A 13,036-nucleotide genomic window follows, 5' to 3' on the forward strand; every position below is an offset into this window, starting at 1 on the left:
ATCCTTAGAAATTCACTCTAACAAACCAATTCAAATTTGCATAATATGCTTCGTCTAAATCTAAGCTATCAGTTTGCAAAGTTAACCCTATGTATTCATTTTCGATTCCGACTAAAAATGCCTGGCTGTTACTCTCATATCCACCAAGTAGTTTCCATGTATCTGCAAAATGATAGCGTCCAGTTACTTGAGTAAACGTGTCACTTTTTATTTGTTTAGCCATTAAATGCGCAGAGAATGCGTTGTTAATACGATAATTTAATGATGCTTTTAGTCGTACTGGCATTTCAAATGTATGATCAACCTCATGACCATTCGCTGAGGTAGTAAGCCTTATTGTAGGCTCAGTAATGATGCTACCACTCTCACTTTCAGTGAATGGCACTTCGGTTGTATAGCCTTGAACAAAACCCGCCTCTTTATATTCTGTTTCATACGCGAGGTCTTGAGCTTGTACATTCAACTCTAGCTCTGGTGTAATTTGCCAATTAATATTTAGATCGAAGCTATAGCCTAAACCGGTCGGGTTTTCATCTGAAGTAAATCGCTTAAAAAGTAGGTCCTTAGAGTAATAATAATCAACCTCCAAAGCTCCTTGAATTTCATCACTAAACACCGTGCCATCGACCTTGGCGTCTTGGAAATGTGCACTTGAAAAAATGGTGATTTTGGGGGTAATTGTCAGCGCATTATTATCTAAAAATTTAAAATCATAAGCGACAAAAACACCATTAGTAGTTGCTTGTTTGCCGTCTAAAAAATAACGATAATCACGTTCTTCAAACGGCAGATCATTTTTTTCTGTGTGTAAGTATCGTGCGGTATCAGGATCAAATTCAAGCAAGTAATCAAATCGACTTTGTACACCCACTGTATAATTTCGGGTTTTAATACCTAACTCAAAAATATTAAAAGTAAACGCACTATCTCCGCTTTTTAAAGGAGCATCAAAGTCATCTATAAAAGACTTTACAGGTTGAGATTCAGTGTAAACTTCTGCATCTAGGGTGGTGAAAAAAGTAGTTGGCTCTGCGGCAGCTGTAAAGGAAGAAAATAAAGAGCTTGTTATAGCCATAACAAGTAGTGTTTTTTTCATAGTTTATCCACTTATTATTATAAAGGGGAGCAAGCTCCCCTCTTTTTTATACTGCGTTATTACTTAGTCATGTCTAAAAAACTAATATCAGTGTAGTCAATAACTTCACCATCAATATATTCTATAGAGATACCATTGGTAATTTCAGTCACTGTACCAAACTTCATCATTTTCCCTGAATATAATGCATCAACAGAACCAGAGAAGTCAGCACTTTCAACAGCACTGAGTGACATCATATAAGCAATATCGTTATGAAGCTCTACGCTGACCATGTATGTTTCCATCTCATCAACAGCACTGTCTAAGCCAATCATCGCCGTAAATTCAGTGTCACCGGTCATACCTGATGCTTTAATATTAGCAAGACTAGTTAGATCAGAGCCTTCTAAACTTAACATCCCCGTAAAGCCAGAATCGCCATCAGTTACTTGAACTCGAGACCATGCTTCGATAGTTTCAACTTCACCATCCACTAATGTATCTGAAGATATCTCATCGTTAAATTTAACAATCAAACATGAATCAGATAAATCTGCAGCGATCTTACCGTCTTTTACATCAACACAATCTTGCGTTGCTTGCGCTGTATCCTCAAGCGTTTCAACGATAACGGTGACTCCATCTTCGGTGGTAACTGTACCACCAAATGCGAACACAAGTGTATCTGTTTCAATAACACCATTAACACTGATCATTTCAGATGTTGTGTCGTTAGACAACGATAACTCTAACGCATCTTTATCAAAGCTGTATGTCCATTCAGGGAAACGAGTAGACTGTACATTGTCGGCTTCGTCACCTAAGTCCCAAGCTTCTGTTAGAATGTCGTAGATTACTTCAGCTTTATCAAAAAGTGCTTTACCGCCTGACTTCGTAAGAATTGTTGCTTGAGTAACAGTCTCTGTTCCCGCTTTCACGTCGACTAATACTGTGAACTTAGCAATTGCATCCATAGCAGTATCATAAAGCGCTTGTGCTGCTAATAGTGCATCATCTGCGTTTTCTGCATACATAGCGGCTGACTTAAGTTCAGCTGCTGCAGTTTCGAGTTGCGCATCTGCCATTGCAATATCATCAGCTTCAGTGGCGACTTTCTTGAATGCTTTGGCAGCATCTGTTGATAAATTAGACGCAGAAATTGAAGCCGCAGCTTTCATTTGCGAGTCTGTTGCAGCCGCTATTGCTTGTTCTGCTGCCTCTAAAGCCGCAGTCGCACTTTCAAGGTTTGATACATCAGCAGCTTCAACGGCGATCATCGCAGTAGCCAAAGTTGTATCAGCTGTCATTGCAACCGTTGCGGCTTCAAGTGCAGCAGCTGCTGCAGCTACCGCATTCGCTTTCGTTACTTCAAACTCTAAACCTAATGCCGATACCGCTTCATCTGCTCGTACAACTTCAGCTTCGATACCTGCAATCAATGACACAACGTTGTCGTATTCCTGTGCTACCGCATCACGGACACTTGCAGCTTGATCTGCAAGTTGTTGGTAATCACTATTTTTAGCTGCAAATGCCGCAGCTGCTTTCGCAATACCATTCATCTTAGATTTAACTGATTTTAATTGCTTCTGCCATACCGTGTAAGTATCTACATTACCATTTAGTAAATATACCGCTGAACTATATGCTATTACTTGCTCATTGGTCTCAAGTCCTGCATCACCTAATTCAGTAACATCGGCAAGTGACGCTTGCGCAGTATCAATAAGAGCCATCACAGCATCTAGATCAGCTTGGGCTTCAATCACTTTTTCATTTAGTTTTTGTGCAGCTTTCGAATCAAAGTCATCCCCAGCATCACATTCTTCACCAGAACAACCAATCTTACTTAGCGCATCTTTTACATTCTTAGCTGTTTCTTTAAGCTCATCATCAGCGCCTGCTTTCTTAGCGTCTTTTACTACTTTTTCAACAGCTTTCGTTGCTTTCGATTTTAGTTTTGCGATAGCGTCAGAATCCGTTATACCTAAGCTTTGAGCTACCGCGGCAAAAGCTTCGTCAACACCTTCACCTGTTACAAGGGCTGCAAAAATTAAACTCGTATTAATTACCGATTGTTGTAATGCCGCAGCAACCGCTTTGACAGTATCATCATCATTATCGGCGACTTTGCCATCAGAAACACCTTTAGCAAGCTGTGACATCAGTTCATTAAGCGAACCGTTTGTACCCGTGCCAGCCATTGATTGTAGAGATATAGCAGTTTGAATTAGCGCTAATGTACCCGCGTCTAATGAATCACCGTCTTCAAGTTCGGTAAAATCTACCGCACCACCTGTTGAAATATCAGCTAACAAGGCTGCAGCCTCAATGGCAGTATCGGGACCAAGTAGTTGAATTAATGTTTTTAGACTTGCTTGAGAGATTGCGTCTTCAGAAATTGCTTCACCGTTACCCGCACCTTCAAGTAGAAGCTCTGCAGCAATACTGGTAAACAACGTTAAATTAGCAAAATACTGAGTTGACTTATTTTCGCCTTCAGCATAACTCATACCACGAACAGATGCCGCTGCAGCAGGAGCACTTATAAATTTAACAACTTGCAATGTTACATCGTCTTTATACCACTCGCCGAAATCGATGTTGCTATCACCATTGTTTTCCATGCCCGCTTCTTCTGATACACCTGGTGCTGTATCGTAGTCGCCACATCCTGTGAAAGAGTCACATTTGACCATACTGTCATCACCTTCAGATGAGGTTGTAACTGTGATATATAATGGTCCAGTAAAATCATCTTCAACAAATAGTGAGTAACCACCATTCATTGCCGTTAAAACTGACTCTGGGTTTGCAGCAAGAACTTTTGCTTTTGCCATCGCATCAGCTTCAGCTTGTGTGTTAGCAGTTGCTGTAAACGATTCGTCTGCAGAAGCTGCTAAACGAAATGCAACCGGTATCATCTCTCCTGCATCATTCATCGTTTTGACAACGACCGCTGCGTTTGATAATGAGCCTTTTACAGCTCGACCTGTTACTTCTGTTCCAAAGCTTGCAGAAGCTGAACCTTCAAATGTTTGAACCGGCTTGACTGTTTCTTTTTTATTGTCGTCGTCAAACCAATTACAACCCGTTAACCCAAGTGATAAAGCAACAGAAGCTGCTATCGGGGTAAATTTATTAATTCGCATTGTCGTTATTCTCCTTAATGGCTACTTCTGTAGCTTAGCAGTAATAAAATACTAGGTTACAATTTATTATCAAACATTAATTAAACGTAACCGAGAAACTATGCAGGCATAATTCCTTTTTATGGCGTGACAAAATAACGGATGTTTATGACATTCATAAGAAAATGGAATATAAAATGCAGAAATACACAGAGTATTTCATCTAAGAAATAAAAAATAAGACATTGATTTTCATTAGGTTACATAAAAACCCTCCGTAAATTACAAAAAAAAATGTGAATAACTAAAAACAGTGCCATAAGGCGTTATCCCTGTTTACAATTATTCACATTTACAATGTAACTTTTTGTAACTGAAAGCTGTTAAGCTGGCACTCTTACCCACCCTTCCATGAGTACTCGCGCACTGCGGCTCATACTGGCTTTTGTTACTTGCCAATCTTCACCAACTCGTTCTGCTGCGGCTCCCACTTTTAACGTACCCGATGGGTGCCCAAAATTTACTTCATGGCGCTGTCCGCCACCTGCAGCTTGATTTACTAAGGTGCCGGGTATCGCAGCTGCAGTGCCAATAGCAACCGCTGCCGTGCCCATCATGGCATGATGCAGTTTACCCATCGACATAGCACGAACGAGTAAATCAATACTGTCGGCTGTTACTTCTTTTCCACTGGATGCATGGTAGCTTTTAGCGGGTGCAACCCACGCAACTTTGGGTGTATGCTGGCGTGATTTAGCTTCCTCTACGTGCTGAATTAAACCCATTTTTAGCGCACCATAGGCACGAATTGTTTCTAGCTTTTCAAGGACTGAAGCATCACTATTGATAGCATCTTGAAGCTCAGTACCGTCATAACCGATTTCACTGGCATTAATAAATACAGTAGGAATACCCGCATTAATCATGGTCGCAGATAGCACCCCAACGCCCGGAACGTCGAGTTCATCAACGAGATTACCCGTTGGGAATAACGCGCCTTCACCATCAGCCGGATCCATAAACTCAAGCTTTACTTCGGCTGCAGGGAATGTCACACCATCTAGTTCAAAATCACCTGTTTCTTGAACTTCACCATGGGTAATGGGGACATGTACAATGATGGTTTTACTAATATTTACTTGCCAAACTTTAACTTCTACAACGCCGTTATCTGGAATCTTGCTGGCATCAACCAAGCCATTACTCACCGCAAATGCGCCCACTGCAGAGGTTAAGTTACCGCAGTTACCACTCCAATCAACGAATGCCTTATCGATAGCAACTTGACCAAAAAGATAATCAACATCGTGATCGTCCTTGCTGCTCTTCGATAAAATAACGGTTTTACTGGTGCTTGATGTAGCTCCCCCCATACCATCCGTTTGTTTACCGTATGGATCTGGGCTACCAATAACACGCAGAAGTAAATTATCGCGTGCTTCACCTGCCTCTTGGGCAGGTTCAGGTAAATCAGTTAAATTAAAGAACACCCCTTTACTGGTGCCGCCACGCATATAAGTAGCAGGCACTTTAATTTGTGGTTTAAAGGCCATAATTAATGCTCCTCAGACTCTAAAAAGTCTTGAGCAAAGCGCTGAAGTACACCACCAGCTGAGTATATTGATACTTCTTCGGCTGTGTCTAAGCGACAGGTCATCGGTACTTCAACCACCTCACCACTTGTGCGTGTAATGAGCAGAGTTAATGTCGCACCAGGTGTTGGCTCGCCTTTAACGCTAAAGGTCTCACTACCATCAATGCCTAATGTAGTTCGTGTTGTGCCCGCTTTAAATTCAAGTGGTAACACACCCATACCAATAAGGTTTGTGCGGTGAATTCGCTCAAAGCCTTCTGCAGCAATAACTTGTACACCAGCAAGACGAACTCCTTTTGCAGCCCAGTCACGTGATGAACCTTGACCATAATCAGCACCCGCCACAATGATGAGTGGTTGTTTACGCGCCATGTAGGTTTCGATAGCCTCCCACATACGGGTCACTTTACCTTCAGGCTCAATACGAGCATAAGAACCTTGCTTTATTTCACCATTTTCTTTAACCATTTCGTTCAATAGTTTAGGGTTTGCAAACGTTGCACGTTGAGCAGTTAAGTGATCCCCTCGGTGAGTAGCATACGAGTTAAAGTCTTCTTCGGGTAAGCCCATTTTAGCAAGGTACTCACCCGCAGCACTTGATGCTAAGATTGCATTCGAGGGTGATAAGTGATCAGTCGTAATATTGTCACCTAATACAGCTAATGCACGCATATCAGTTAAACTACGCTCACCAGCCAATGCACCTTCCCAATATGGCGGGCGACGAATATAAGTGCTTTGCGGACGCCATTGATAAAGTGGGTCGTTGTCTTCACCATAATCAACACTTAAATCAAACATAGGCTCGTAAACCTTTCTAAATTGTTCAGGTTTAACGCTTTGTTTAATCACTGCATCAATTTCTTCATCTGATGGCCATAGATCCATTAAGCGGATTTCGTTGCCGTGTGAATCGATTCCCAATACGTCTTTTTCGATGTCAAAACGAATAGTACCTGCAATGGCATAAGCAACCACTAAGGGAGGTGACGCAAGGAACGCTTGTTTGGCATAAGGGTGAATACGACCATCGAAGTTACGGTTACCCGACAACACAGCAGTTGCGTATAAGTCACGGTCAATAATTTCTTGTTGAATTTTAGGATCAAGCGCGCCACTCATCCCATTACAGGTTGTGCATGCAAATGCCACAATGCCAAAGCCTAACTTTTCAAGCTCTGGTAATAAATTGGCTTCTTCAAGGTATGATTTAACCGCTTTAGAACCTGGTGCCAAAGAGGTTTTAACCCACGGTTTACGTGATAAACCTTTCGCGTTCGCATTGCGCGCAAGTAAACCAGCAGCAATCACGTTACGCGGATTACTGGTATTAGTACAGCTCGTAATTGCTGCGATAATACATGCACCATCAGGCATTAAGCCTGCTTCATTTTCAACAACCCCTGTGATCCCTGCTTTAGCAAGGTCACTGGTTGCAACACGACGGTGTGGATTAGATGGGCCCGCAATATTACGGCCAACGGATGATAAATCGAACGTTAAAACACGTTCATATTCAGCCGTTTTTAAACTATCGCTCCACAAGCCAGTTTCTTTTGCATAGGTTTCCACCAGCTTAACTTGCTCTTCTTCGCGGCCGGTTAGACGCAAGTAATCAAGTGTGTTGTCGTCAATATAGAACATAGCTGCTGTGGCACCAAATTCAGGTGTCATGTTTGAAATCGTTGCACGGTCACCTAACGTCAGTGCATCAGCCCCTTCACCATAAAACTCAAGGTAAGTTGAAACAACTTTCTCGTTACGTAAAAACTCCGTGATCGCAAGTACGATATCGGTTGCAGTAATACCTGGTTGTGGTTTACCGGTAAGTTCAACACCAACAATATCAGGTAAGCGCATGTACGAAGCACGGCCAAGCATGACGCTTTCAGCTTCAAGCCCGCCCACGCCTACAGCAATAACGCCTAATGCATCAACCATAGGAGTATGGCTGTCTGTGCCGACTAAGGTATCTGGAAATGCAACGCCATCACGTTTTTGAATAACAGGCGACATTTTCTCTAAGTTGATTTGGTGCATGATGCCGTTACCCGGTGGAATAACATCAATGTTCTTAAATGCCGTTTTTGTCCAGTTTATAAAGTGAAAGCGATCATCGTTACGACGATCTTCAATGGCGCGATTTTTTTCAAACGCATCGGGTTCAAAACCTGCGTGTTCTACTGCTAATGAATGGTCAACGATTAATTGAGTAGGTACCACTGGGTTTACTTTCGCAGGATCGCCGCCTTTCGCGGCAATTGCATCGCGTAAACCGGCTAAATCAACCAGCGCTGTTTGGCCTAAAATGTCATGACACACGACACGTGCAGGAAACCACGGAAAATCTAGGTCACGTTTACGTTCAATTAATTGCGAAAGTGCATCGTTTAACATTTCAGGTTCACAGCGACGAACTAAGTTTTCAGCTAATACGCGTGATGTGTAAGGAAGTGTGGCGTAGCTGCCTGGCTTAATAGCATCAACAGCAGCGCGAGTATCAAAATAATCAACGCCGGTGCCTGCTAATGGTTTTCTAAATTCTGTATTCATGATGACTCTACTTGTACTTGGTGACGATGAAGGAAGTTGGGCTTGTTTTTAGTGTTTTTATGCCCTTTTATAAAAGGGCGGCTTGGCCGCCCCTGTCATTGGTTTGATTGGTGTTATTAACGCTCAGTAATTGGCGTATAGCTTCGTGCTTCTGGGCCCGTGTAATCAGCGCTTGGGCGGATAATACGGTTATTAGCACGCTGCTCTTTAACATGAGCAGTCCAACCTGTTACACGGCTCATCACGAAAATAGGCGTGAATAACTTCGTTGGAATGTCCATGAAGTGATACGCTGATGCATGGAAGAAATCAGCGTTACAGAACAATTTTTTCTCGCGCCACATAACTTCTTCACAACGAACAGATACCGGGTATAACACAGTATCACCCACTTCTGCTGCCAGTTTTTCAGACCATTTTTTGATGATCACGTTACGTGGGTCAGACTCGCGGTAAATGGCATGACCAAAACCCATAATCTTATCTTTGCGCTCAAGCATGCCCATTAATGCTTCTTCAGCTTGATCGGCACTCGTAAAGCTTTCAATCATATCCATCGCAGCTTCATTCGCACCACCATGCAGTGGACCACGCAAACTACCAATTGCACCTGTCACACATGAATGAATATCAGACAAAGTTGAAGCACACACACGCGCTGTGAATGTCGATGCATTAAACTCGTGCTCTGCGTATAAAATGAGCGAAACATTCATTACTTGCTCAAATAATGCCGATGGCGCTTTGTCATGTAACAAATGTAAGAAATGTGCGCCAACCGAATCATCATCTGTTTCAGTATTAATACGTACACCGTCATGACTAAAACGGTACCAGTAACAAATAATGCTTGGGAATACAGCCACCATGCGGTCGATTGCATCATTGGCTTCACTAAAATCTTGCTCCATTTCTAGGTTACCTAGCATAGAGCAACCCGTACGCATAACATCCATAGGGTGTGCATCTTTAGGAATATTTTCTAGTACTGTTTTTAGTGCGTCTGGTAAACCACGAAGTGTTTTTAACTTAGCTTTATATTCAGTAAGTTCTGCGGTTGTTGGTAATTCACCGCGCGATAGTAAAAAAGAGACTTCTTCAAACTGGGCTTTATCAGCCAGTTCACTAATATCATAACCACAATACGTTAAACCAGAGCCTGACTTACCTACCGTACACAGAGCTGTTTCACCTGCTACTTGACCACGTAAACCTGCGCCGCCTAATGCTTTATCTACCATGAGTGTTCTCCTTCAATGTTGTCGTTATGATTTTTTAGCTGAGAAAAGGTTATCAAGTGTATTTTCATATGAGTGATAGTCTAAAAACTCATATAACTCAGCACGTGTTTGCATATTATCGATTTGGCTTTGTTGTGAGCCTTCGTTAAGAATAGATGCATACACGTTAAGTGCTGCTTTGTTCATGGCTCTGAATGCACTTAATGGGTAAAGCACCATTTCAACACCCACTTCACTTAACTGCTCTTTGGTATAAATCGGTGTTTGACCAAATTCTGTGATATTCGCAAGGATTGGCACATTTAACGCTTTCGCAAACGCTTGATAATCGGCTAAATCATGAACTGCTTCAGCAAAGATTGCGTCAGCGCCCGCTTCAACACAGGCTGCTGCACGGTCGATAGCTGCATTTAGGCCTTCTTTTTGGAATGCATCAGTACGCGCCATAATGTAAAAATCGCTATCCGTTTTTGCATCAACCGCGGCTTTAATACGGTCAACCATTTCATCTTTAGAAACGATTTCTTTATTTGGACGATGACCACAGCGCTTTTGTGCTACTTGGTCTTCAATATGAAAACCCGCCGCGCCCGCTTTCGTCATTTCTTTAACTGTACGCGCAATGTTAAATGCCCCGCCCCAGCCTGTATCGGCATCAACAAGAAGCGGTAAGTCGGTAGCGCTGGTAATTCGACGAATATCTTCAAGTACGTTGTCTAGGCTGGTCATGCCTAAATCTGGCATGCCGTATGATGCATTAGCCACACCAGCGCCTGAGAGGTATAACGCTTGGTGGCCTGTTTTTTCAGCCATCATGGCACAATACGCATTGACAGTGCCGACCACTTGCAGTGGCTTATTGTTGGCTATCGCCTGTTTGAACTTTAATCCTGCTGACATTGGATAACTCCTATCTTTGAACGGTCACAGCTCTTTGGCTGTGTCTAATTTTTAAAATTAATCTGTGACGGTTTGACGACAACTCGGCTATTTTTTTGCCGCGTGTAAATCAAACTTAGTCTGTATATTGGCCTGAGATGCACTTATATGGCGCTTCATTAGCATTTCAGCTAACTCCCCATCATGATTTTCAATGGCATTAATAATTGCAAGATGCTCATCAAAAGCCTTTGATACGCGAGGCCCCGCCATGCCCATTTGTACACGGTACATACGGATTAACTGATACAACTCATTACATAAAAGATGAATTAAGTGTGCGTTTTTAGAGCCTTTGATTATGCGATAATGAAAATCAAGGTCACCCGCTTCTTGGTAGTAAGATTCACCTTCTTTGACACGTTGTGTTTGCAAGTGTTGATTAAGTAACTGCTTTAAACCTTGCACTTCTTGTGGCTCCATATTGTCGGCAGCTAAACGACACGCAAGCCCTTCAAGCGCACTGCGAACCTGATACACTTCAATAAGTCGCTCAGCAGTCAGTGCCACAACACGACAACCCACGTTTGCTTTACGTTCAACTAAGTAGCAACTTTCTAAACGATTAAGTGCTTCACGTAATGTAGCGCGACTAACGCCATAACGCTTCGCAAGTTCAGGCTCAGAAATTTTACTACCCTGTTCAATAGTGCCTTGAACTATTTCACGGCGCATGTCGACAAACACTTGGTCTGACGCTGTCGTTATCGTGATATCGTTATAGTTATCGTTGGCTTTTTGCTCTGTCATAGTCACTTCTTTAAACGTGCTGAATTTAGATTGTCGACAATTAATAACGTCACTATGCGCGCTATCGTATAAACTGTCAACCTTCAGACCATGAAAACAGGCTAAAAAAACAGCTAAATGTCGACATAAAGTGATATCTTTTGAAAATATTGACAATAAACAGTGTTTATAGGGGTGAAGTGTCGACAGTTTAGTCATACGTGTAAAACTATAAAAAAGTCCCCCGTACACATCAAAAATGATATGATCAGCACATTATCACGTGACTTGAGAGCCCTTTCGTGGACGCTAATACATTTATTCCCGATTCATTTATTGATGATGTAAAAAGCTACCTTCCTGCACATTTATCCCTAGACGATTTTATTGCTGCCTGTAGGCGCCCGCTCAGACGCTCTGTACGCGTTAATACTTTAAAGATGTCTGTTGAAGAGTTTCAGCGCCAATGCGCACGCAAAGGCTGGGAGTTAAAGGCCATTCCGTGGTGCGAAGAAGGGTTTTGGTTAACACGACCAAGCGAAGAGGAATCCGCTCTTGCCATAGGCAATACTGACTTGCATTTAAGTGGCGCTATGTATGTACAAGAAGCAAGCTCAATGCTCCCCCCGGTTGCACTTAGAACAGAAGTACAGCACAGCGATGCGGTACTTGATATGGCGTCGGCGCCGGGTTCTAAAACATCACAAATTGCCGCCATGATGAATAATCAAGGGGTTTTAGTCGCGAATGAATTGTCGTCATCACGCTTAAAAGTACTGGCTGCCACACTTAAACGCATGGGCGTGGGTAACTGTGCGCTGTCACATTTTGATGGTGTGATCTTTGGTGATTACATGTATGAATGCTTTGATAGCATTTTACTCGACGCACCGTGTTCTGGTGAAGGCACCGTTCGTAAAGATGCAGACGCCCTTAAAAATTGGTCCATTGAATCTAACATCGATATTGCAGCGGTTCAAAAAGCACTCATTAAAAGTGCGTTTTATGCATTGAAGCCTGGCGGTACACTCGTTTATTCAACCTGTACCCTAACCCCACTTGAAAACCAGCATGTTTGTCAGTATTTATTAGACACATTTCCTAACTGTGTTGAAGTACAGCCACTTGATTGTTTATTCGAAGGGGCAAATAAGGCGACAACCCCTGAGGGCTACTTACACGTATGGCCACAAACATACGATAGCGAAGGCTTCTTTATCGCAAAATTCAAAAAAGTAGCTTCAGTTGATAACCCGAATCAAAAAGTCAAAAAAGGGGCATTTCCATTTACGGCGTTTGATAAAAAACAAAGCCAAGCATTTATGCAAACAATTAAAAAACAGTTCGGTCTAAAATCACTGCCAGGCAGCTTAATGCAGCGTGACAAAGAACTTTGGTTATTTCCTGAATCCTTTAATGCACTTCAAGATAAAATCAAATATTCCCGCTTAGGAATCCAAATTGGTGTGATCCATAAAGGGGGTGTGCGCTTAACGCATGAGTTTGCCACAGTATTTGGCCAAGATTGCGATAAAAACACTTATGAAATGACAGCTTCTCAAGCAAATGATTACTTCAATGGTAAAGATATACGTCTTGAGAAACCGGTTCAAGACAATGGTGAAGTTGTGTTATTGCTGTGTGGCTGTCCCGTGGGTTTAGGTAAATGGCAAAAAAATAAAATTAAAAACTCTTTACCACGCGATCTCGTGCAAAATACCCAGTTGATAACATGGGTATAACATGCGAATAAACGTTGCATAAACACGGT

The 13,036-nt window shown here is 42.3% G+C and carries 8 protein-coding genes; 1 reads left to right on the plus strand and 7 read right to left on the minus strand.

The annotated features are described in order from the left end of the window. Positions 1–4 precede the first annotated feature (4 nt). The 7 genes from H3302_RS08780 to H3302_RS08810 all read right to left on the minus strand — a co-directional run bounded on the left by H3302_RS08780 (position 5) and on the right by H3302_RS08810 (position 11,286). Positions 5–1,096, minus strand: coding sequence for a hypothetical protein (locus H3302_RS08780; protein WP_075593509.1), 1,092 nt, complete (start codon positions 1,094–1,096; stop codon positions 5–7). 59 nt (positions 1,097–1,155) lie between these two features. Further along, the gene (locus tag H3302_RS08785) at positions 1,156–4,230 is read right to left on the minus strand and encodes a hypothetical protein (protein ID WP_182394942.1); all 3,075 of its coding nucleotides are present in this window, start codon (positions 4,228–4,230) and stop codon (positions 1,156–1,158) included. A 362-nt stretch (positions 4,231–4,592) separates the two neighbouring features. Beyond that, positions 4,593–5,762 (minus strand): 2-methylaconitate cis-trans isomerase PrpF, encoded by a 1,170-nt coding sequence (gene prpF / locus H3302_RS08790; protein WP_182394944.1) that lies wholly within the window; start codon positions 5,760–5,762, stop codon positions 4,593–4,595. A 2-nt stretch (positions 5,763–5,764) separates the two neighbouring features. Then, complete coding sequence (acnD, locus tag H3302_RS08795; RefSeq protein WP_036968020.1) at positions 5,765–8,356, minus strand: Fe/S-dependent 2-methylisocitrate dehydratase AcnD; 2,592 nt, start codon at positions 8,354–8,356, stop codon at positions 5,765–5,767. Positions 8,357–8,472: 116 nt separating this feature from the next. Then, entirely contained in the window at positions 8,473–9,597 is a 1,125-nt protein-coding gene (prpC, locus tag H3302_RS08800; RefSeq protein WP_118844358.1) for a 2-methylcitrate synthase, read from the minus strand. Between the two features lie 24 nt (positions 9,598–9,621). Then, positions 9,622–10,497 carry a methylisocitrate lyase gene (prpB, locus tag H3302_RS08805; protein ID WP_036968012.1) on the minus strand — a complete coding sequence of 292 codons (876 nt, stop codon included), beginning with the start codon at positions 10,495–10,497 and terminating at the stop codon, positions 9,622–9,624. 87 nt (positions 10,498–10,584) lie between these two features. Beyond that, positions 10,585–11,286, minus strand: coding sequence for a GntR family transcriptional regulator (locus H3302_RS08810; protein WP_036968009.1), 702 nt, complete (start codon positions 11,284–11,286; stop codon positions 10,585–10,587). Positions 11,287–11,567: 281 nt separating this feature from the next. On the opposite strand from H3302_RS08810, the gene rsmF reads away from it, so the two are divergent. Then, complete coding sequence (rsmF, locus tag H3302_RS08815) at positions 11,568–13,007, plus strand: 16S rRNA (cytosine(1407)-C(5))-methyltransferase RsmF (protein ID WP_182394946.1); 1,440 nt, start codon at positions 11,568–11,570, stop codon at positions 13,005–13,007. Positions 13,008–13,036 lie beyond the last annotated feature (29 nt).

It is taken from the genome of Pseudoalteromonas sp. MT33b, from assembly GCF_014117385.1.
Classification (GTDB): Bacteria; Pseudomonadota; Gammaproteobacteria; order Enterobacterales; family Alteromonadaceae; genus Pseudoalteromonas; species Pseudoalteromonas lipolytica.